This is a genomic window from Companilactobacillus tucceti DSM 20183 (genome assembly GCF_001434665.1).
GTDB lineage: Bacteria > Bacillota > Bacilli > Lactobacillales > Lactobacillaceae > Companilactobacillus > Companilactobacillus tucceti.
Map to the genome: position 1 here is coordinate 31,312 of NZ_AZDG01000005.1, position 23,658 is coordinate 54,969.

Genomic DNA, 23,658 nt, shown 5'->3' on the forward strand with positions numbered 1-23,658 from the left:
TTTCATTCTTGTTTGTAAATACGGGGTAGCCGATCTGTCAAACAACAAAGAATTTCGTAGTTTATAGTTCCAGCATATTGGGCTGCATCAGTGGCAGTGATTTGTTCATCGCCATCTTTTCCGATCAATGTAACCTTAGTACCAACTGGCAACTTACCTGGCAGGCGAACCATAAATTGATCCATACAGATTCGACCTACGATTTGACATCTTTGACCATTGATCAAAACATCGTACCCTTGCATTCTTCTTAGCCATCCATCTGCATAACCAATTGGAACTGTACCGATCCATTCTGGCTTTTCACTAGTGTAAGTGGCACCATAACCGACTTTTTCACCTTTTTCAATTTCTTTAACAAAAACCAACTCAGAATGTAAACTAAGCGCAGGTTTCAATTCAAATGGTACTTCAGGAATATCAGTACCTGATGGATTTAATCCATACAGCCCTATTCCGAATCGAACCATATTAACGGCCAAATCTTGATGCCACAAAGCAGTAGCTGTATTGGCGCAATGAACATATTTAAAATCAATTGGTAAATCAGACTTCATTTCTTTGAATCGCTCTACTTGTTTTAAGAAATAAGTCTTATCAGGATTATCAGCAGTTGAAAAATGAGTAAACAAACCTTCTGGAATAAATTTATCAGGATTATCCTTAATATAGTTGCATGCTTCGATCAAGTCTTGTTTGTTACGAAAACCAATTCTACCCATACCACTATCGATACCAATATGGATTTTCAAATTAGAAACATTTTCTCTGGCTGCTTGTTCTAACCAATCTAAGGATCCAATAGTCAAAGAAATATCGTTATTGGCTGCCAGAATTGCATGTTGCACTGGAGTGATACTTAAAACCAAAATCGGTGCTTTAACTCCTGCATTACGAATCTCTAGAGCTTCATCTAATGTAGTCACACAGAGTCCAGAGGCTCCATATTCAACTTCTGCTCTTGCGACCCTAACTAGTCCATGGCCATAGGCGTTAGCCTTAACAACGGCAAATACAGCCGTCCCTTTAGGAACGCTATTGATCTCACTTTGTAAATTGTGTTTTAAATTATCTAGGCTCACTTCTACGTAGGCAGGTCTATGTGTTGATGGTAACATTAATTATCCTCCTCTAGAATTACTTCCGTGATCACTAATTCATCCGTATCTGAAATGGAAATGAATATTTTACCATAAAAAATATCTGTTTTGATGTAAGGCTGGCCTGATTCGTAATTTAATATACTCAAATCATGAAATCCAATCTTACCCAAACCTGTGCCCATAGCTTTAGTGAAAGCTTCTTTAGCAGAAAATCTACCAGTTAAATAAGTCATTTTGGCCTTTTCAGTTTTTTTGGCATTAAATACTTCCAGTTCTTCAGATGTAAGAATTTTATCCGCAAATCGTGGCAAACGCTTGTAAATATTTCTTACTCGCTCAATTTCGGCAATGTCTACTCCTAATCCCTTTATCATCTATCATTCTCCATCATTTTTTCTCAAAAAAAGACAAAGTAATATTAATTACCTTGTCCCCTCATGTTACTTATTATAAAACATTTTATGACAATTCTAAATCATCAAGCTTAGATTGTTGTTCTGATCTTAAATGATTTCTTAGATTGACCTTGTTTTTTCTTGTTTCCACCATTATTACTGCGACGCTTGTCACTGTTTGAATGGTTAGAATGGCCTCCACGATGATCGTCATGTCTTCTTGAACGATGATCATTGCGTCCACCACGATAATTACCACCATTTCCACGATAACGTCTGCCGTGACCTGACTTGTTACGACTAACTTTTCTTGATGGAAGTGGTCTTTCAGGTGCAATCTTAACAGGAACACTTTCAGCGTCCTTGATCATATCATTCAATAACACTTTAACAAGATCTTCTGGTGAATATTCGCCAAGCAATTCCTTAACGATATCATCAAACCGATCTAAGTTGTTGTTTGCTAAAGTATCTTTGATTTCTTCTTTAACAGATTCCATTTGTCCCTTAAGAACTTCGTTATCTGAAGGTGGAGCAAGTGGTGTCATACGCTTCTTAGTAAGATTTTCAATCGTACGTAAGTAGCTCATTTCATTTGGTGTAACAAAAGTTACTGAAACACCTGAATGTCCGGCACGACCAGTACGTCCAATACGGTGAACATAACTATCTGGGTCTTGAGGAATATCATAGTTATAAACGTGTGATACACCTGAAATATCCAATCCACGTGCGGCAACGTCAGTTGCTACTAAATAATCAAGTTTTCCAGCTTTGAACTTACGTAAAACGCTAGTTCTTTTATCTTGAGATAAGTCACCATGAATACCTTCAGCATTGTATCCACGAGCTTGTAGACCCCTTGTCAATTCGTCAACACGACGCTTTGTACGACCAAAGATCAAAGCAAGTTCTGGTGCTTGAACATCAAAAATACGTGTCATCAAATCAAATTTTTCAAAGTCACGTGACTTAACAAAATATTGATCAATATTATCAGCAGTTAATTCTTTTGACTTGATCTTAACGATCTTAGGATCAGTCATAAACTTATCAGCAATCTTCATGATTGGTTTAGGCATTGTAGCTGAGAATAACAATGTTTGATGTTCATGAGGAACATTAGATAAGATACTTTCAATATCTTCAACGAATCCCATGTCCAACATTTCATCAGCTTCATCAAGCACAACTGTTTTTACATTTGCTAACTTAACCGTATGACGGTTAATGTGGTCAAGTAAACGACCAGGGGTTCCAACAAGAACATTAGGATGGTTCTTTAAAGAACGGATCTGTCTTCTAATATCAGAACCACCATAAACTGATTGAACTCTAACTTTTTTCTTACGGCCTAATTTATATAACTCTTCTTGAGTTTGAATGGCCAATTCTCTTGTAGGTGAAATAATTAAGGCTTGAATGTCATTTGAAGCCATGTCTACTGCATCTAAGATAGGAAGTCCAAAGGCAGCTGTCTTACCTGTACCTGTTTGGGCTTGTCCAATTACGTCATCACCAGCTAATACTAGTGGAATAGTTTGTGCTTGGATGGGGGTTGTCTCTTCGAACCCGGCTTCATCAACAGCACTTAATAGTTTTGAATCTAAATTTAATTCGTTAAATTTCACAAAAATCCTCCAAGTTAAAACACGATAAAATCACAGACGTTTACTTTATCACGTTTCTCTATCATTCTCAAATGGCAAACTTAAATTAACGCATGTAAAACGTTTTCTAAATGGATTCCATGACTTGCTTTCAATAATAATGTGTCACTTGAGTTTAATTCTTTCTTTATATCATCAGTTAGTTTATCTAACTGATCTTTTTGATACCATTTCATATCACCTGAACTGTATTTTGCAGTCAGTTTGCCAGCTAAATATTTCATATATTCGCCAACTAAATATATTTTGGCAAAATCGTCTGGATTAATATACTTTGCCAATGATTCATGTAGTGCTATAGAAGCATCGCCTAGCTCTAAAATATCACCCAACACAAGGATTCTTCTTCCCTTTGTTGGAATATTCTTGAGGTTGCTCAAAACTTCGATCACAGCGGTTGGATTAGAATTATAAACGTCACTCAAAATGTCAGCGCCATTACTTGCTTTCAACCACTCAGTTCTATTTTCTGTTACATAAAGGTTCTTAAGAGCCTTTTGCATTGCTTCTGGTTTAATATGTGATTCTAGTCCAACCAATAATGCTGCAAGTGCGTTGTTAACGTTATAATCACCCATCATTGGTATTGTAAATTCAATCTCTGGCCAAAGATTTGTTTTAAAGGTAGTAGAAGTTTTACCAGGATTAATTTCAGTTGCATAAAGAGTATCATCGTCTTTACGACCAAAAGTATACTTTCTTTGCTCAACATTTTTAGCTCTGTCTCTAAGCAAAGGTTCATCCCCATCATAAATAAATCTGCCGTCTTCTTGTAAATGAGAAACTATTTCCATCTTTGCATCAGCAATTTTATCTCTAGTACCAAAGAATTCAATATGAGCTTCCCCAATCATAGTGATGACAGAAATGTCAGGGTTAGCAAGACTACTTAGATGTTCAATTTGACCAGTGCGATCCATACCCATTTCTACTACTAATACTTCCGTATTGATCGGCATATTAAGAATAGTATATGGAACGCCTATTTCATTGTTAAAACTTTTTTGGGTTCTGGCAACATTATTGCTTGTCTCTAAAACACTAGCAATCATATCTTTAGTAGTTGTCTTACCATTGCTACCAGTTACTGCTACAACCTTAGGGTTAACTTTAGCGAGATAGTATTTAGCTAATGTATCAAAGGCTTTTGATACATCATCGACCACAACATAAGGAATGTCGTCATTTGGAATATCATGATCACTTTGCCATATTGTAGCGTGCACACCATTCTCAATAGCATTGTTGATAAAGTCATGTCCATCTCGTTCACCTTTTAATGGAAAGAACAAGTCGCCTGCTTTAGCTTCACGGCTATCAAAGCAAACTCCAGTAACGTCAATATCAGCAATACCGTCAACATCTAATTTTAAAGCAGAATAAACTTCTTTTAACTTCATTTTCATGAAAAAAAATTCCCCAATTCTAACAAAATATTTAATACTGTTCAAATAAAAAGAGTATACTAAATTACTTAGAAAGGACTTGATGTATTATGACTTCCCAAACAAAAGATGAACCCCAGAGTAATAATTACTGGAAAAGGAACTTAAAAGTTCTTTGGTTCAGTACTTTTATGACCGGAATTGGCTTCAGTATGATTACACCCTTTATGCCATTATACATTAATCAGCTAGGCAATTTCACAAAAAGTCAACTTGTGATTTGGAACGGTATAGCATTCTCATCAACATTTTTAGTTATGGCAATTGCTTCTCCAATTTGGGGAAAAATTGCTGATCGCAAAGGACGAAAATTAATGTTAATTCGTGCTGCACTAGGAATGTCGATCGTCATTTACTTACAAGCTACAGTAACCGCACCCTGGCAATTAGTTGCATTGCGACTATTACAAGGTGTCTTCTCAGGTTTTGTAAGTAATTCCAATACTTTGATTGCATCCACCGCACCGAGATCAGAAAGTGGAAAAGCACTTGGTACTTTAAATACCGGTGTTATCTCAGGTACTTTACTAGGACCACTTATTGGTGGTGTCATTGCTCAATACTTCGGCTTCAGAGTTCCTTTTATGGTTACCGGAAGCCTGTTATTCACAGCATTTATCCTCGTAGTAATTTTCATAAAAGAAGACTTTAAGCCAATTACTAAGGATGAAGAAGCAAGCACATCTGAAATTTTCCATAAACTCAAAAATCCCAATTTGATTTTAGCCATGTTTGTTACAACTATGATTATCCAAACATCAAACAATTCAATTAACCCAATCATCAGTTTGTACGTAAAGCAATTAATGAACGGCTCCGACAAGGTTACCCTAATATCTGGGGTAATTGCTGCCATGCCCGGAATCGCTAACGTCATCGCAGCTCCAAGATTTGGTGCTTTAGGCGATAAGATAGGTACAGGTAAAATTTTGATCGGTGGATTAATATTTGCAGTCATTGTCTATATCCCACAAGCATTTGTTACAAATGTTTGGCAACTAGGAATATTAAGGTTTCTAGTCGGTGTATCTGACGCCTGCTTATTCCCACAAGTTCAAACCATTCTAGCAAAGAATGCGGATGCAAAATATACAGGTCGAGTCTTTGGATACAACCAGTCATTTCAGTCTGTCGGAAATGTATGTGGACCACTATTAGGTTCTTACATCTCCAGTATCCTAAGTTATTCAGCTGTATTCATAAGTACAAGTATCCTCGCTTCAATCAACTTCTTTTGGGTATTTTCACACATGAAGTCAAAAAAAGCTAAAAAATAAAAGCCTTCCCGAGAAAGGATGGCTTTTTATTTGTTTTGCAAACCATATTTCTTGTTGAAACGGTCGATACGTCCATCTGCTTGAGCAAACTTTTGTTTACCTGTGTAGAAAGGATGTGAGTCAGATGAAATTTCAACACGAATTAATGGATATTCTGTACCTTCATAATCTGTTGTTTCACTTGAGTTAACAGTTGAACCAGCTAAAAACTTCTTACCTGTTGATGAGTCCATGAAGACAACTTGATGGTACTCTGGATGAATTCCTGTTTTCATTCTATGTCGCTCCTTTGCCCTAAATCTTTTGCAGAAATAGAGATTAAATTTACTAACGGTGTTTAATGTTATCATGGATAGCAAGAATATTCAATATAATTCTAATTTTCCAAGATTATTTTTTGACTAGATATTTCATCGATCAGGTCTTTATCGTGGTCGATCAACAGCATCGTTGGGTGCTGTTTTTTTATGGCATCAATTATTTGCTGACGCGTTATGACATCTAAATAATTTAATGGTTCATCCCAAAAATACAAGTTTGCTTCTTGAGATAAACTTATCGCTAACGCAACTTTTCTTCTTTGACCTTGACTCATACTTTCGACTGGTTGTTCAAAAAGATCTCTTTCAAAACCTAATTTTCGTAAATTTGAAAAGATCATCTCTGGATCGATTTTTTTGATCTGAGCAAGTTGTTTAATATCACCTGACAATTCATTCTCTTGTGCTAAATACGAAACTTTAATTCCGTTTGCGACAATTATATCTCCATTTTGTTTAAATGGTTGATCGATCCCTAATATTTGTCTAAAAATCGTTGTTTTACCGATACCATTTTTACCTACTAAAGAAACAACCTGATCAATTGGAACTTTAAAGCTTATTTTTGGTGTCTTTATATCTCCATGAACAAGCTGCAGATCGTTCACTGTAACAAGAGTCTTAGGATGTGTAACCTCTAAGTAATTTAGCTTGATAGGTTCTTCTATCTCGATATTTTTAAGTAAGCCTTGTTTCTTCTCGATTTCAGAATCAACACGTTTAGAAACTGACTTTGCTTTTCTCATCATCTTAGACGCCTTATGACTAATAAAGCCTTTATCTAAATTGACCTTTTGTAATCCAGTTTTATTTTTTTGCTTTTCAGATTGGTTTGACCAATTTTCTCTTTTGACCGCTGTTTCATGAAGTCTTGAAATATCTTTTTTTAACTGCTCTTTTTCATCAAATTCAGCTTGGTCTTGCATTTTCTTTTCTTGTTCCCAAACGTCAAAGTTACCTTTGTATATATCTACATTTTGTCGATTAATTGAAATAACATGGTCGATGACTTCATTCAAAAAGGTCTTATCATGACTTATAACAATAAATCCCTTTTTACTTTTCAAATAATCAGCTACAACTTGTCTACCTTCAATATCCAAGTGATTAGTTGGTTCATCGATCAACTGAAAGCCATAATCGTCAATAAATAAAATTGCCAATAGGACCTTTGTTTGCTCGCCTGGACTTAATGTTGAAAAGTTTTGTTCCAAAATATCTGGTTTTGCTTTTAATTTATCAAGTTCAACTTCTATTTTCCAAATATCGTAGTCTTCTAAATCAGTTAATTCTTTTACGATCTCAATAGTAGAACGATTCTTATCGTTTACTTTTTGTGGATAATAATAAAAATTCAGATTGGAAATTATTTTACCTTGATAAGGTAACTTACCAAGCAATATTTTCATTAATGTTGTTTTACCACGACCATTACGTCCAATTAGGCCTAATTTCCAACTCTCATCAATTTGTAAATTCAATGAATCAAACAGATTATCCACCATTTGATCATATTTATAACTCATATTTTCTATTTGTATAGTTCCCATTTATAAATGCACCTCTTTGTGCATTTGACCGGTTTTATTCCAACAAAAAAGAACGCTAATTAAACAGCGTTCTCCCTTTTAACTTACAGGAAGGCGCAGTTGTAGAAATAAAGTTGAAGTCAAATTACACACTTATTTTGTATAATTTAAAATTTCAACTTAATTTCTCAACGGCTGCACTCCCTCTCTTGTTTTATTCTAGAAACTAATTTATCAGCTTAATAATAATTTGTCAATACTAAATCAAATCATCAGTACCCATCAATGATACATCTGCCGATAAAGCGCGTAACTTAGTAACGACTTGGTCATATCCTCTTAAGATATTTTCAGCATTATCGATCACTGTTTTACCTTCAGCAATTAGTCCTGCGATCATCAAGCATGCGCCTGCGCGGATCTCTTCTGCAGAAACTTCTGCTCCTTGTAAGTGTGATCCTCCTCTAACCAAAATCAAGTCATCTTCACTAGTGATATTAGCGCCCATCTTGTTTAACTCAGAAATATGTTTAACACGTTTGGGATAAATGGTATCAATTACCATTGCTTCACCCTGAGCTTGCATCAACAATGGTGTTATAGGTTGTTGTAAATCTGTAGCAAAGCCAGGATATGGCATTGTTTTGATATTAACTGACTTAAGGTTTGGTGATGCATTAACATAAATGCTATCCTCACCAATATCTAAATTAACGCCCATCTCATCAAGTTTGGCAATAAATGCATCCAAATGTTCGCTAATAATATTTTTAACTAAAATTCCACCGCCATTAGCAGCAGCCAAGCTTAAATAAGTTCCTGCTTCAATACGATCGGGAATAATAGTATGAGCATTATTAGAACGAAGAGTATCAACACCTTCAATTCTAATAGTCTCAGTTCCAACTCCACGGATAACTGCACCCATGTTGTTAAGGAAAGTGGCTAAATCAATAATTTCAGGTTCCTTTGCTGCATTTTCAATTATAGTAGTTCCCTTGGCCTTAACAGCTGCAAGAATAACATTGATAGTAGCACCTACAGAAACCATATCTAAGAAAATCTTAGCTCCTCTCAAACCACCGTCTGGAGTCGTAATAATGATTTGTCCATGTTTATTTTCAACATGTGCTCCAAGTGCTTCAAAGCCTTTGATATGTTGATCAATGGGACGAGGTCCAATGTCATCCCCACCGGGAAAACCTACCACTGCTTTACCAAATCGACCTAGCATCGCACCCATAAAGTAATATGACGCACGTAAGCTGCTCACTTTTCCACTAGGTAATTCGGCAAATTGAATCTGTGTCGGATCAATCTTTAATACATCATCTTCCATTGTAGAAGAAACGTTCATATCCTGTAGAATTGAACGTAAGTTTTTAACATCTCTAATTTGTGGCACTGAATCCAACACCACTGGAGTATCAGATAAAATTGCTGCAGGAATAAGTGCCACTGTACTGTTCTTGGCACCTCCAATAGTAACTTCACCTGTTAACTTTTTACCACCATTTATTACAAGTTTTTGCATAAGCTTTTCCCTAACTATTATTAACTAAAACTACATATTTTCTTCATCAAGACCAGATGCAGCACCAATAAATGCCTTGAATAAACCTTCTGGTTTTGTTGGTCTGGATAGGAATTCGGGATGATATTGCACAGCAATATGGAACTTGTTTTCTGGAACTTCGATAATTTCTACAAGACGGTTGTCAGGTGAAACACCAGAAAAACTTAGTCCAAGATCTTCAAATTGTTTGCGATAATCATTATTAAATTCATATCTGTGTCTGTGTCTTTCTTGGATAACTGATTGATTATCATAAGCTGCAGCTGTCTTTGAACCTGGTTTTAATTTACATGGATATGCACCCAAACGTAATGTACCACCACGGTCTTCAAGATCCTTCTTATCAGCCATAATATCAATAATCTTATTCTTGGCATTGTCATCTACTTCACCAGTTGTTGCATCAGAAATACCAGCAACATTTCTAGCAAATTCGATACTTGCCATTTGCATACCTAAACAAATTCCAAAATAAGGAACATCGTTTTCACGGGCATATTTAATAGTTGTGATCATTCCTTCTAGACCACGGCTACCAAAACCACCAGGTACGAGAATACCATCAGCATCTTTTAGAAGTTCAGCGACATTATCTTCTGTAATTTCGTCTGCTGAAATCTTCTTTAATTCTATATCAGTATTATATACATATCCAGCAGAACGAAGTGCTTCTGTAACAGAAATATAAGCATCTTGTAACTTTGTATACTTACCAACTAACGTAATCTTTGTTGTGTGCTTCAAATTGTGCACACGATTTACTAATTTGTTCCAATCTGCCATGTCAGCTTCTTTAGTATTTAAGTGCAAGTAGCGACATACGATATCATCAAAGTTTTGTGCTTGAAGATTTAGAGGAATGTCATAAAGTGATTCAGCATCACGTGATTCAATAACTGCCTCTGAATCAACATCACAAAATGATGCGATCTTATCTTTCATGCTTTGTGGCATTTCTTGTTCTGTACGAACAACCAAGATGTTAGGTTGAATACCAATACCACGTAATTCTTTAACACTGTGTTGTGTTGGCTTTGTCTTCATTTCGCCAGCAGCTCTTAAATATGGAACTAAAGAAGTATGGATGTAAACGACGTTCTCTGAACCAACTTCTGACTTCATTTGACGCAATGCTTCAAGATATGGAAGTGATTCGATATCACCTACAGTACCACCAACTTCAGTAATGATAACATCTGAGTCTGTAGTAGTAGCAGCACGCATAATTTTTTGTTTGATCATATCTGTAATATGTGGAATAACTTGTACAGTTGCACCATTGTAATCACCACGACGTTCGCGACGGATTACTTCTGAATAAATCTTTCCAGTTGTAACATTTGAGTACTTATTAAGATCATTGTCGATAAATCTTTCATAATGTCCAAGATCCAAATCAGTTTCTGTACCATCATTTGTTACATAAACTTCACCGTGTTGGTAAGGACTCATAGTTCCAGGGTCCACGTTGATATAAGGATCAAATTTTTGCATCGTTACTTTAAGTCCGCGATTTTTTAATAATCTACCAAGAGATGCCGCAACGATACCCTTGCCAAGAGATGAAACAACTCCACCTGTAATAAAAATATATTTTGTCATATTTTCCTCCACATACTATTGCTATTTTTGAAAGGGATTTCTTAAATAAAAATAAAAAAGTCCCCTATTCACACTGAACAGGGAACTTGTAATTAGACAATCTAATAGAGCCCAAACAATATAATACTGTTATATAACTCACTCGTCAAACTTTTAATCTATAAATTTAGATGTCATCGTTTTCATCATCATCATCGTCGTCGTCATCATCGTCTTCTTCGTCAAGATCGATGTCTGCGTCAGCGTCATCACTGTCAAATTCTGTTAATTGACCTTCGATACCATCATCTAATCCGGTATCTTGTTCATCATCACTATCATCGTCAACAGATAGATCAGAATTAGTAAACTTAGATAAATCAGGACCATTTGATGAATCGCTAGAGTCATCATCATCGTCATTCATATCATTTACTTCCAAGTCATTATCATCATCGTAGTCAATTACGTCATCATCTTCATCATCGTCACTCAAGAAAGCATTAACTTTTTGAGCAGCCTTATGAGTGTTTTTAGTTCCGTTATCTTCTGGATGATTTACTTCCTCATCAACAGAATCAAATGGATACCACTCACGCAATCCCCAGACATTTTCCCCAAGCGAGAGAAAACTGCCGTCATTATTCAAATCTGTATAAAATTGTGGAAGACCTTCTTTAATTTCTTCATCAGTCTTACCTAAGTAATCTTGTATTTTATTAACAATGTTAGAGAAGTTCATGGCTTCTTTGTTATTATTATCAAGGATTTCGTAGGCTACCTCGATTAGAGAAAGTTCCTCTTTGTTTTGATTCTTGAATTTTTCAAGTTCCAAACGGTACACGTCCTTTCGCAGCGTCTTACTAATAATCATATCTAGCTACGCCTTAAAAATCAATCTAAACTTATAATTTCCTACTATATTATTATCGTAAATCAAGTCATAATCAATGTTTATTTTTCCTGAAAGCGGTCTATTTTTAATTTCCACCTGAGAATTTCTTGTAAAAGTCTTTAATTGCATGACTCCGTACTCAGTTTCAAGATGTCCGCTATTGTGATCTTGATTCGTAAAATACAAAAGAGATGCCAAATGAGTGCTCTGCGCTGTACGTTTCAAATGAATTTCTCCATTATCAGCTATTTTTACTAATATCTTAGCTTCCTGATTATTATCTAGTTTCTCATTAAATCTTAAATAAGTTGAATTACCAACTCGAGTTAACATCCCAGGTTCAGCAATTCTTGTGTGAGTTAATTCTCCAGCCTGGGAAACTTCCATATTTAACTCTACATTTACACCTAAACTATTATTTTCCAATATATAGCGCCTCTACATGATAAAATTAAAATAACAATTATATTTAGAAGAAGTGATTCAGTCAATGAACAATACAATTTTATTATACGACCAACAAATTAAAAAAGATCAAGAAATGCTCAATCCATTTGCGGATACAGGGGCGATTTTACGGTTTGTTTCTGAGAGCAAAATACCCATTGCACATTTTTGGACAACACCTAAAACTGTGATCCTAGGTCTTCAAGACCAACGTCTCAGTAATCTTTCTGGCGGACTTAAAAGTTTAGCCGACAAAGATTACATCTATTATGTACGTAATTCTGGTGGACTTGGTGTAGTGACCGATGACGGAATCCTAAACTTTACGTTATTTTTACCTGATAAAAACAATATCACAATTGACCAAGCATATGAAGAAATGCATCAAATAATGCAAAAGACGTTCTCAAAAGACATCGAAACAGGCACGATCGAACACTCTTATTGTCCAGGAACTTATGACCTAAGTATCAATGGTAAAAAAATTGCCGGCATCTCACAAAGAAGATCTGGTGATGGAGTGGCAATAATGGCCTATATCAGTATCAATGGCGACCAAAAGAAACGCTCTCAATTAATGAAAGATTTCTACGAGATAAGCGATTATCCCGTCAACAAAAAAATCGGCTTTCCTAATATAGATATTAACTGTATGGAAAATCTTGATTCATTGATACATCAAGAATTAACTATCCAAGATGCCAAAAAGAGTATTCTCAAAACTATTGAGCAAAAATATAATATTGATAGGAGTCAATTTAATATAGTAAAAAACTCTGCACCATATCTTGATGCCTATCAACAAACTATGGAAGATCTTATTTACAAAAATAATAAATTATCGGAGGTAAATGAATGAACGTTCAAATGTTGCCTAGAGAAAAAGTATTTCGCGATCCAATCCACAACTACATACATGTCCAACATAAAGTAATACTAGATCTGATAAACACTAAAGAGTTTCAAAGATTACGTCGTATCAAACAATTAGGTACATCATCCTTTACTTTCCAAGGTGCTGAACACTCCAGATTTACACATTGCATGGGAGTATATGAAATAACCAGACAAATTTGTGATAACTTTCAAAGAAATTATCCTAGCAAAAATTCTGATGATGGCCTTTGGAATGATGATGAGCGAATCGTTGCTTTATGTGCTGCACTCTTACATGATTTAGGCCACGGTCCATATTCACACACATTTGAACATATCTTTAATACTGATCACGAGATGTGGACACAAAAAATCATCACTTCACCAGAAACTGAAATAAACCAAGTCCTTAAACAAGTTTCTGACGACTTTCCAGAAAAAGTAGCCAGTGTTATTGACCACACTTATCCAAATCCTCAAGTAGTTCAAATGATCTCCAGTCAAATCGATGCTGATCGAATGGACTATTTGCTCAGAGATGCTTATTTCACTGGTACCAAGTATGGAATGTTTGACTTAACTAGAATTCTTCGTGTTATGCGCCCATACAAAAAAGGTATCGCCTTTGACAATGACGGTATGCATGCCGTTGAAGATTATGTTTTGTGTCGTTTTCAAATGTATCAACAAATCTATTTCCATCCCGTATCACGTGGAATGGAAGTCGTTTTAACTAAACTGTTGCAACGAGCTAAAGATCTATATGAGCATAATCAAATGAATGGCTTTGAAATGCCTAGCCTATTAGTACCATTCTTCAATAAAAATGTGACTATAAACGACTATCTATCACTTGATGATGGAATTTTGAATACCTATTTTACTCTTTGGCAAAATTATCCTGACGAAACACTCAAGGATCTAGCTTATAGATTTTTAAGTCGAAAACCATTCAAATCAGCTCAATATAATCATGAAACAAAACATAAGTTGCCGGAATTATCCGAATTAGTCGAAAGTGCTGGCTTTGATAAAAATTACTATACAGCTATCAACACTAGTTTTGACCTACCATATGATATATATAATCCGCGTCAAAACAAACGCAAAACCCAAATTGAGATCATGCAAGATGATGGTTCTTTGATCGAATTATCAACAATCAGTAGATTGGTAAATGCACTAACTGGAAAAATAAGTGGTGATGAACGTTTCTACTTCCCTAAATCAATGATCGTAGAACATTCAAACGATATTTTTAGTGAATATTATCAATCATTCAAAGACCATATTCACAACGATATGATCGTTTAATTCTTATTTCAGTTACAAACGCTTTCAACTTTTGGCTTATTTTAATAGAATGTAATTATAATCTTTAAGGAGGAGCACTTTTATGAAAGAATTCTCAAATACAACTAGAATCGATAATTTGAAATCAATGCAAGATCAAGAATTAGATTTATTAGTAATTGGTGGTGGAATAACTGGTAGTGGAATAACGCTAGATGCCCAAACACGTGGACTAAAAACTGGACTATTAGAAATGCGTGACTTTGCTTCTGGTACATCCAGTCGATCAACTAAGTTAGTTCATGGTGGATTACGTTATTTGAAGCAAGCTGCCATTAATGAGGTTCATGAAGTTGGAAGTGAGCGTGCAATTGTTTATAACAATGCCCCACAAATCACAACTCCCCTAAAAATGATGCTCCCCTTCTATTACGGAGGAACTTTTGGCCCATTCACTACATCAATCGGATTAGATGTTTATGATCGTCTAGCACAAGTAAAATCTTCTGAACGCAAATACATGCTAGACCCTAAAAAGACTCTTGAAAGAGAACCATTTATTAAAGGTGAAAATCTAAAGGGTTCAGGTGTATATGTTGAATATCGTACTGATGACGCTAGATTAACTTTAGAAGTTGTTAAAAAAGCTAGTGAAGAAGGTTCATTGATTGCAAATTATACTAAAGTCACTGGACTACTTTACGATAGTCAAAATCAAGTTTGTGGAGTGACCTTCAAAGATTTGATTTCAGAAACAACCGGTGAGATATTTGCTAAAAAGATAATCAACGCTTGTGGACCTTGGGTAGATGAAATTAGAGAAATGGACGGCTCAAATGTAGGTAAACACTTGCATCTAACTAAGGGTGTTCATTTAGTGATCGACCATGATAAGTTCCCTATTTCAAATTCAATCTATTTTGACACACCTTTCCATGACAATCGAATGATGTTTGCAATTCCACGTGAAGGTAAAACATATATCGGAACAACTGATACAACTTGGAATGAAGACCCTAAGGAACCAAGCATCACTGTAAAAGACGTAACATACATTTTAGCTGCCGCTAATCAAATGTTTGACCTACCACAGACTTTGACTCCTGAAGATGTTGAATCAGGTTGGTCTGGAGTACGTCCATTGATTCAAGAAGAAGGAAAATCACCTTCAGAAATTTCTCGTAAAGACGAAATATTCCAATCAAACTCAAATCTATTATCAATTGCCGGTGGTAAATTGACTGGTTATCGTAAAATGGCCGAAAAGATCGTTGATATAGTTGCTAAACAATTAGCAACTGAAGGCAATTACGAATACAAGGCAGAACAAACTAAAGATCTTCCACTATCTGGTGGTGACGTAGGTGGAGATAACGGTTGGTTATCATACTACGATAAGATGGCTCAAGAAGGAGTTGTTAATTACGATCTAGAACGTGAAGAAGCTGAAAAGTTAGTACAAAGATATGGTTCAAATGTATTAGATATTTATGAATTACTACCTAAAGAAGCTAAAAAAGATGGACTACCTAGAATAGATTGGGCTATGCTGCAATATGGATTAAAAGCAGAAATGGTCGAACATCCTATTGATTATTTATTACGTCGTAGCAGTCAAATGTTGTTTGATATAAACCATGCAAAAGAAATCCAAGAACCAGTGATTGAATATATGTGTAATTTCTATCATTGGGATGATGATACCAAAAAGGCAATGACTGATGAGGTTAAAAAGAAACTACACTTAACCGAATTAAAAGATGTTAAGAAAGCCTACAAAGAACACGTCGCTCAAATTACCGATTAAATAAATTTAGATAAAATTATGATTACATCCCCTTTCAAAAACTTCAAAATATAGTAAAGTTGTTGTTGTACTAATTCAACAATAAAGTAACAACAAAGAAGGAGATTGCGCGACATGTTTAAGGAATTTCAAGAATTCATTTCTCGTGGTAGTGTTGTTGACCTTGCTGTTGGTGTTATCGTTGGTGCATTGCCAAAGCAACTTTTTCAAATCCAGCTATATTTGCTCCAGCTTGATAATCATCTCCAAGATCGTAATCCTTTGCGGCTTTAGATGACTTAGCATAAATATCTTCCATGATATTTTTTAATTGATTATCTACTTCTTCAAAACTCCAAGATAATCGTTCACTATTTTGGCTCATTTCAAGAGCAGATACAGCAACTCCACCGGCATTAGCTGCTTTACCAGGCGCATAGATAATATCAGCTTTCTTATATGCATTGATAGCTTCTGGAGTACTTGGCATATTAGCACCTTCAGCAATATATTCAACACCATTAACATTCATTAGCTCGGCCTGTTTCTCATTGATCTCATTTTGAGTAGCACATGGCAAAGCAATATCATAATTAACATCAAGATCCCAAACTGAATCCATTGAATAAGTTGCGGTTTCTACACGTTTTACATATTCACTAATACGTCCACGTTCGACTTCTTTGATTTGTTTAACAACATCAAATTTGATTCCATTTGGATCATAAATACATCCATCTGAATCAGACATAGTTATAACCTTAGCACCAAATTCGGTAGCACGTTTTAATGCATAAAGAGCAACATTTCCTGATCCTGAGATTTTAATTTTTTTACCAGACAAATGATCACCATGGTCTTCAAGTAAGGCATGGAGATAATAAATTAAACCAAAACCAGTGGCTTCAGTTCTGGCCAAACTACCGCCATATGTTAACCCTTTACCTGTTAGTATCCCCGGCTTAGAGCCATTTAGACGCTTATATTGTCCGTAAAGAAAACCAATCTCACGGCCACCAACACCGATATCACCAGCGGGAACGTCGAGGTCTGGACCGATATATTTTTGTAATTCTGTCATAAAGCTTTGGCAAAAGCGCATAATTTCAGCATCCGATTTCCCCTTAGGGTCAAAATCACTACCACCTTTGCCACCACCAATGGGAAGTCCGGTCAAACTATTTTTAAAAATTTGCTCAAAGCCTAAGAACTTAACAATACTTAAATTAACGCTTGGATGTAATCTCAAACCACCTTTATAAGGTCCAATGGCTGAGTTGTATTGAACACGAAAACCACGGTTAACTTTAAACGATCCATCATCAGCCATCCAAGGGATTCTGAATTGAAATACTCGTTCAGGTTCGATCAATGATCCCAGTATATTGCGTTCAACATATTCAGGATGACGTTGCAAAACCGGTTTAAGATTATCTAAAACTTCAAAAGCCGCTTCCTTAAATTCAATTTGATTTGGGTCTCTTTTTTCAATAGTATTTTTTAACTCATCAATATATGCATTAACTTCAACCATGCTTTACCCTACCTTTATTTTTAGTTAGCAAAAAGGGGACTGCGACATATGTCACAACCCCTTACTACATTTCAAAATTTTTATAGACTAAACGTGTACCAAAAGGCTGCAACCTCCACATAGCTACGAACCACAAATGATTGATAGTACCAATCATTCGTGATTCTAGGCTATGTTCCGGTGGCAGACCGCCTCTTGTCACACTCTTTTTTTAATTACGTTTGAAACGTGTATCAAATAATGGACTAACTGGTTCATTTTCATGAATACGACGAATTGCGTCACCGATCAATGGTCCAACTGAAACTTGTACCATCTTATCAATAATCTTTTCTTTTGGTAGATTGATTGAATCTGTAACAACTAATTGCTTAATTGGTGATGCTTCAATTCTTTCAATAGCTGGGCCTGAAAGAATTGGATGTGTACAACATGCATAAACTTCAGTAGCACCGGCATCGATCAATGCTTGTGATGCTAGTGAAATTGTACCTGCAGTATCGATCATATCATCAATAATAATGGCGCGTTTTCCTTTAACATTACCAATAATATTCATAACTTCGGCAACATTAGCACGAGGTCTTCTCTTATCGATAATAGCAATTGGTGTCTTCAAAAATTCAGCAAGCTTTCTAGCACGAGTTACACCACCGTGGTCTGGTGAAACAACTACGGCATCTTCTTCAAGATGATTTGATAAGAAGTAATCAGCCAACAATGGAGCACCCATAAGATGGTCAACTGGGATATCAAAGAATCCTTGAATTTGTGCAGCATGCAAATCAAGTGCTAATACTCTAGTAGCACCAGCACGTTGTAACATATTAGCAACTAACTTAGCAGTAATAGGTTCACGAGAACGTGACTTTCTATCTTGTCTTGCATAACCATAATATGGAATAACAACATTAATAACATGAGCTGAAGCACGTTTTAGCGCATCGATCATGATCAACAATTCCATTAGGTTATCGTTAACTGGTGCTGAAGTTGATTGAACTAAGAATACTTCAGCTCCACGAATACTTTCTTCAATATTGATTTGAATTTCACCGTCACTAAAACGTGTAACTGATGACTTACCTAAAGGAAGTCCTACTTCCTCAGCAATCTTTTCTGCTAGAGGTTTGTTTGAATTCAATGCAAAAATTTTAATCGGTCTATCACTCATTTGATATGACATTAATCTTCCACCCTTATTTCCAATCTTCACTATTTGATAGTGGTAATCTGTTCCAAAAATCTTCTTTGTTCGTTTGACGCTGTCTTGCGATTGCCATGGCATGTTTTGGAATATCATTAGTAATGGTTGAACCAGCGGCAATAAATGAATGGTCTGCCATTTCGACAGGAGCAATTATATTAGAATTACTTCCAATAAACGAATGGTCACCAATATTACTATGCCATTTCTTAACTCCATCATAGTTAACGAAGACAACTCCGCAACCAACGTTAATATCAGTTCCTAATGTGGCATCCCCAACGTAAGTTAAATGACCGACTTTAGTACGATCACCGATCTTAGCATTTTTTACTTCACAGAAATTACCAACATGTACATCTTGCCCAATTTCTGCTTTTGGACGTAAATGGGAATTAGGACCCAAGTCACTGCCTTTATGCATAATTGCACTTTCAACAGTTGAGCTTATAATCTTAACGTTATCTTCAATTGTAGCATCTTCAAGTCTAGAACCTGAACCAATTAAGCAATCGGAACCGATTTTAGTATCACCAAATATTTTTACATTTGGCTCAATAACTGTATCATTGCCAATCTCTACACCATAATCGATGTAGGTATTATCAGGATCCACAAGTGTTACTCCATCGCGCATATGAGCTTCATTGATTCTCTTTTGCATCAACTTTTCAGCTTGTGACAAAGCAACACGATCATTAACACCAATAGATTCGCTAAAATCTTTCATTTGGTAAGCAACGACCTTCTTGCCTTGTTCCTTAAGGATAGAAGCTACATCAGGTAGATAGTATTCACCTTGCGCGTTGTTATTTTTAACAGCATGCAAGCTCTTGAATAATAATTCATTGTCAAAACAATAAATTCCTGTATTAACTTCTTTTATTTCTCTTTCTGAATCTGTAGCATCTTTTTCTTCAACAATCTTAGAAACACTACCGTCAGCCTCACGAACAATTCTTCCATAACTGAAAGGCTTGTCAGTATGAGCAGTTAAAACTGTTACTGCAGCATTTTCTTTTTCGTGATAGTTAAATAGGTTTTCAAAAGTTTCAGCTGTAAATAATGGTGTGTCACCACTAACAACAAGCGTCATTCCTTTTTTATCACCTAAATCTTTTTCAGTTTGCAATACAGCGTGTGCTGTACCAAGTTGTTCTTCTTGCAAGACATACTTAGTACGATCTTTTAAGAGATCTTCAACTTTTTCAGCACCTGTACCAATTACTGTTTCAATCAAACTTGGATTAAGTTTTTCCACTTGAGTTAAAACATGATCGACCATTGCTTTTCCAGCTACTGGTTGCAAAACTTTATAAAGCTTAGACTTCATTCTTGTACCTTTACCGGCAGCAAGAATTATTACATAACGATTTGACATCGGAAACTCCTTTTCAGTCATTCAAATATCCTTATATATAATAGCATTATTATTACATTTTGCTCAATTAGGTTTTACTCAAAATAACTGAAATCGGTTTTACTCAAGTAATCACCGGGCTCAATTCTAATAATTTTATTATTTGTATCGATATTTTCCACTTTAAAAATAGAAGTTACGTTTTTATCTCGGAGTTCTTGATCCATCTTAATGTTCTCGGCGAAAACAGTTGCACCAACAAAAATAGCATTAAATTCTGAAATAAGACTACGCATACCATTGATAGTACCGCCGCCTTTCATGAAATCATCCACAACTAAAACTCTTGAGCCTTCCTCAAGGCTACGCTTAGATAATTCCATCTTCTCAATTCTATCTGAAGAACCAGAAGCGTAGTTAACACTGATAGTTGAACCCTCAGTTATCTTAGAATCACGTCTAACGATAACAAAAGGAATATTCAAGAAGCTGGCAACACTTTGGGCAATTGGAATCCCCTTAGTAGCGACAGTCATGACAACATCAATTGAACTTTGAGAATATTGTGTAGCGATCATACGGCCGATTGTTCTTAACAAATTAGGTTCGGCCAATAGATCAGTCAAATATAAATATCCACCTGGTAAAATACGGCTAGGTTCTACTAAACGTTTTGAAGTTTCTTCAATAAACTCTGTAGCTTCTTTTTTAGAAATACCTGGTGTAAAAATAACTCCACCACCAGCTCCAGGCAAAGTTTCGAGAACTCCAATACCTCGAATCATAAAAGTTCTTCTTAAAATACCCAAATCTTCTGAAATGGATGACTTAGCTGATTCAAAGCGCTTAGCAAAAAACGCTAATGAAATAAGCGTATGTGGGCGTTCTAAAAGGTAGCGTGTCATGTCGATTAAACGTTCGCTTCTTCGTGTTTTCATCTTTTTTCTCCTCAAAAACGTGTTCTGTATAAAATTATAATGTAAATAATGCACTAATTCACTCATTTTCCATCAATTAATTAAGATTTTCAAGAACTTTCGAATATTTTTTTCAATATAAAAGAAAAAACTGTAAAAATCATCAAATGATTTTTACAGTTTTTTGATACTTTAATTTAATGTTACTGCACTTTCTGGTACCCATTCATTAGTTGAAACACGGTACATTGTTTCTCCATTGATGGTTGCTTTTTTATCTGTTACAAAATCTGAATCCTTAGCTAGACCACGATCTGATTTTTGTCCGTTATCATGGTAAAGTTTTGTTTCTGAATTAATTCTTAGTACTCCATTAACTGGAGTTATTTCTAGTGTATCGTTGGCTTTAACCCATTCGTTACTTGATACTCGGTAGTGTTTTTCGCCGTTGATATATGTGTAACGATCAGCTTGCCAATCAGTGGTCTTTTCCAAACCACGATTAGAAGTTTCTCCGTTTAAATTAGATAGTTTTTTGATGGAATCAGAATTAGTTTGAACTATTCCAGAATATTCAAAGTATTCTGCAACATCACTAGCTTTTACCCATTCATCATCACCAACTTGATAGTAAGTTATTCCATTAACGACATTCTTCTTTGTTGTTGAAAAATCAGTTACACCATCAAGTGTTTTATCTGAGGTCTTATTACCATTAACATCGTAAATGGCAATCGAATCGGTTTTCTTACTGCTTAGTAACATTTCATCTATTTCTGTTACGTTGCTAGTATTTGATCCGTTATTATTTCCAGAGTTATTGCCACCAGAATTATCAGAACCCTTTTCGACTGTTACTTCAGAAGTTCCAGTAATATCTGGATAATCTTTTGAAGTATAAGTTACTGTATATGTTCCTTCAGTATCAGTGTCTAAGTTGCCCGTATCAACATCAAAATCATTTATAGTTAGTTCTTCATTAAATGGGGCAGTTGCGCTTACAAAGCCTAAGCTATTATCCCACTTGTCGCCAACATTCATAGTTACCGGTTTAGTGGTGATACTACCTTTTCCAATTGAATAAGGTTGCGTAATAGTCATTTTTACAACTTGATCATTACCATTTATATTAATTGTTTCATCAAAATTAATTGTTAGTGTATCACTTGCTTTAATGTTGGATACTGAAACGATATTTGTTGAATCATCTAAGCTAACATCGGCGTCTGTATTTTTCAAACTTGCAGTTGCATTAGAGATACTACCACCAGAACTTAGATAATCATTTAAATCAATATCAAATGAATTTTGATTTAGTTGTTTTGAATCTTCAATAACCGTTTGAGGTGTAACGGTCAAACTTTTAGAGTCCCAGTTAAAATTATTTAGAACGCTAAAGTCTGTCACATGGTTATCACTTATTTTTAAGTTAGTTAAATTAACCAATGATTTCAAAGGAGAAATATCGCTGATATTATCAGATTCTGCATGTAAATACGTTAAGCTCGTCATATTTTCTATTGGTGATATGTCAGATAAATTTGAATTATTATTTATAGACAACCATTCTAAATTTAGGCCTTCCAATGGTGATAAATCAGTAATTTTATTAAATCCTAAATCCAATCTTTTAAGAGAAGTGGCATATTGTAAACCTGAAATATCAGTAATCCCTGATAAAACTAACGACAATCCCATTCCAGATGGATTTAATGTTGATAGAGCTTCAGGTGTTACTTCATCTTTACTTCCATAATAACCTTTTGAAACCAGAGCAGCTTTTAAGCTTTCTGATATTCCATTTTCGTCAACGTCGCTTTTATTTGATTCTTTTGTGCTACTTTCAACATTAGCAGCCTGAATAATCGGTATGTTTACCATCGAACTTGTCAAAAGTGCTCCTGCTGCAAGTCCAGTTACGATCATACTCATACTTTTTTTCATGTCCCTATATCTCTACTTTCTACTTATTGTTTGTTGCATATCTTTGCGTTGTTAACGCTTCCAATAAAGAATTATACACGGTGTTTAAACAAATTATAAATCAATTTATGTAAAAATATTTTTCAAAAAATAATTTAAAAGTTAAAATGAGCATAAAAAAAAGAGGATCACATTTTCTGTGATCCTCTATAAGGAGCGATTTATTCGGCATCAGCCTCTGCTTCTTCTGTTTCTTCGCTATCAAAAGTAATATCAATAGACTTAGTAAGTAAGTCTGCATAACTATATGAAACTCTCTCGAATGAGTTTTCATTTTGGTCAAGATCGACAACAAATACTGAATGGAATGTTTCCGCTAAAGTACCCTTACGACGAACGACCTTCTTGCGACCTGCTTGTGCTACGACCGTTAGGCCCTCACCTAAATGGGCATCTAAACGGCTTTTAATTGTCTTCAATGACGTTGGCATATTTTAATCACTCCTTAGGAGTGCCATTCTACC

Annotated in this window: 20 protein-coding genes and 1 pseudogene; 5 read left to right on the forward strand and 16 right to left on the reverse strand. The window is 35.3% G+C overall.

Translation table 11 applies throughout. The annotated features are described in order from the left end of the window. Positions 1–2 precede the first annotated feature (2 nt). The 4 genes from alr to FC72_RS03310 form a co-directional block, all read right to left on the reverse strand. The gene (alr, locus tag FC72_RS03295; RefSeq protein ID WP_057764760.1) at positions 3–1,118 is read right to left on the reverse strand and encodes an alanine racemase; all 1,116 of its coding nucleotides are present in this window, start codon (positions 1,116–1,118) and stop codon (positions 3–5) included. Beyond that, entirely contained in the window at positions 1,118–1,477 is a 360-nt protein-coding gene (acpS, locus tag FC72_RS03300) for a holo-ACP synthase (RefSeq protein WP_057764762.1), read from the reverse strand. The genes alr and acpS overlap by 1 nt, the downstream gene beginning before the upstream one ends. Positions 1,478–1,587: 110 nt before the next feature. Further along, entirely contained in the window at positions 1,588–3,129 is a 1,542-nt protein-coding gene (cshA, locus tag FC72_RS03305; RefSeq protein ID WP_057764764.1) for a degradosome RNA helicase CshA, read from the reverse strand. An 80-nt stretch (positions 3,130–3,209) separates the two neighbouring features. Beyond that, positions 3,210–4,574, reverse strand: coding sequence for a UDP-N-acetylmuramoyl-tripeptide--D-alanyl-D-alanine ligase (locus FC72_RS03310; protein WP_057764766.1), 1,365 nt, complete (start codon positions 4,572–4,574; stop codon positions 3,210–3,212). 89 nt (positions 4,575–4,663) lie between these two features. Here FC72_RS03310 and FC72_RS03315 point away from each other — a divergent pair, with 89 nt between their 5' ends. After that, positions 4,664–5,890, forward strand: coding sequence for a multidrug efflux MFS transporter (locus tag FC72_RS03315; RefSeq protein WP_057764768.1), 1,227 nt, complete (start codon positions 4,664–4,666; stop codon positions 5,888–5,890). A 26-nt stretch (positions 5,891–5,916) separates the two neighbouring features. On the opposite strand, the gene FC72_RS03320 is transcribed toward FC72_RS03315, so the two are convergent. The 6 genes from FC72_RS03320 to FC72_RS03345 all read right to left on the reverse strand — a co-directional run bounded on the left by FC72_RS03320 (position 5,917) and on the right by FC72_RS03345 (position 12,217). Then, positions 5,917–6,165 carry a type B 50S ribosomal protein L31 gene (locus FC72_RS03320; RefSeq protein ID WP_057764770.1) on the reverse strand — a complete coding sequence of 83 codons (249 nt, stop codon included), beginning with the start codon at positions 6,163–6,165 and terminating at the stop codon, positions 5,917–5,919. 101 nt (positions 6,166–6,266) lie between these two features. Continuing rightward, positions 6,267–7,760 carry a ribosomal protection-like ABC-F family protein gene (abc-f, locus tag FC72_RS03325; RefSeq protein WP_057764772.1) on the reverse strand — a complete coding sequence of 498 codons (1,494 nt, stop codon included), beginning with the start codon at positions 7,758–7,760 and terminating at the stop codon, positions 6,267–6,269. 238 nt (positions 7,761–7,998) lie between these two features. Next, on the reverse strand, positions 7,999–9,273 hold the full coding sequence (locus tag FC72_RS03330; protein WP_057764774.1) for a UDP-N-acetylglucosamine 1-carboxyvinyltransferase: 1,275 nt from the start codon (positions 9,271–9,273) through the stop codon (positions 7,999–8,001). 30 nt (positions 9,274–9,303) lie between these two features. Beyond that, positions 9,304–10,917, reverse strand: a complete 1,614-nt coding sequence (locus FC72_RS03335; protein ID WP_057764776.1) for a CTP synthase — start codon at positions 10,915–10,917, stop codon at positions 9,304–9,306. 166 nt (positions 10,918–11,083) lie between these two features. Continuing rightward, a complete protein-coding gene (gene rpoE / locus FC72_RS03340; RefSeq protein WP_157051094.1) occupies positions 11,084–11,731 on the reverse strand; it encodes a DNA-directed RNA polymerase subunit delta in 648 nt (215 codons plus the stop codon). Between the two features lie 45 nt (positions 11,732–11,776). Next, positions 11,777–12,217: a YwiB family protein gene (locus tag FC72_RS03345; protein WP_057764778.1), complete on the reverse strand. Its 441-nt coding sequence runs from the start codon at positions 12,215–12,217 to the stop codon at positions 11,777–11,779. 64 nt (positions 12,218–12,281) lie between these two features. Here FC72_RS03345 and FC72_RS03350 point away from each other — a divergent pair, with 64 nt between their 5' ends. The 4 genes and pseudogenes from FC72_RS03350 to FC72_RS10720 all read left to right on the forward strand — a co-directional run. Then, positions 12,282–13,097: a lipoate--protein ligase family protein gene (locus tag FC72_RS03350; protein WP_057764789.1), complete on the forward strand. Its 816-nt coding sequence runs from the start codon at positions 12,282–12,284 to the stop codon at positions 13,095–13,097. Beyond that, positions 13,094–14,428, forward strand: a complete 1,335-nt coding sequence (locus FC72_RS03355) for an HD domain-containing protein (RefSeq protein WP_057764791.1) — start codon at positions 13,094–13,096, stop codon at positions 14,426–14,428. Before FC72_RS03350 ends, FC72_RS03355 begins: the two co-directional genes overlap by 4 nt. Before the next feature lie 82 nt (positions 14,429–14,510). Next, complete coding sequence (locus FC72_RS03360; protein WP_057764793.1) at positions 14,511–16,214, forward strand: glycerol-3-phosphate dehydrogenase/oxidase; 1,704 nt, start codon at positions 14,511–14,513, stop codon at positions 16,212–16,214. Positions 16,215–16,328: 114 nt separating this feature from the next. Beyond that, positions 16,329–16,403 (forward strand): annotated as a pseudogene (locus FC72_RS10720) (MscL family protein); the annotation flags it as partial. Here the strand turns inward: FC72_RS10720 and gdhA are convergent. The 6 genes from gdhA to FC72_RS03390 all read right to left on the reverse strand — a co-directional run bounded on the left by gdhA (position 16,390) and on the right by FC72_RS03390 (position 23,625). After that, a complete protein-coding gene (gene gdhA, locus FC72_RS03365) occupies positions 16,390–17,727 on the reverse strand; it encodes an NADP-specific glutamate dehydrogenase (RefSeq protein WP_057764794.1) in 1,338 nt (445 codons plus the stop codon). The pseudogene FC72_RS10720 and the gene gdhA overlap by 14 nt on opposite strands. Positions 17,728–17,938: 211 nt before the next feature. Next, on the reverse strand, positions 17,939–18,913 hold the full coding sequence (locus tag FC72_RS03370) for a ribose-phosphate diphosphokinase (RefSeq protein WP_057764795.1): 975 nt from the start codon (positions 18,911–18,913) through the stop codon (positions 17,939–17,941). 13 nt (positions 18,914–18,926) lie between these two features. After that, entirely contained in the window at positions 18,927–20,315 is a 1,389-nt protein-coding gene (glmU, locus tag FC72_RS03375; RefSeq protein WP_057764796.1) for a bifunctional UDP-N-acetylglucosamine diphosphorylase/glucosamine-1-phosphate N-acetyltransferase GlmU, read from the reverse strand. A 74-nt stretch (positions 20,316–20,389) separates the two neighbouring features. After that, the gene (gene purR, locus FC72_RS03380; RefSeq protein ID WP_057764797.1) at positions 20,390–21,232 is read right to left on the reverse strand and encodes a pur operon repressor; all 843 of its coding nucleotides are present in this window, start codon (positions 21,230–21,232) and stop codon (positions 20,390–20,392) included. A gap of 171 nt (positions 21,233–21,403) precedes the next feature. Next, a complete protein-coding gene (locus FC72_RS03385; RefSeq protein WP_057764798.1) occupies positions 21,404–23,155 on the reverse strand; it encodes a leucine-rich repeat domain-containing protein in 1,752 nt (583 codons plus the stop codon). A 200-nt stretch (positions 23,156–23,355) separates the two neighbouring features. Continuing rightward, entirely contained in the window at positions 23,356–23,625 is a 270-nt protein-coding gene (locus FC72_RS03390) for a Veg family protein (protein ID WP_057764800.1), read from the reverse strand. Between the last annotated feature and the right edge of the window lie 33 nt (positions 23,626–23,658).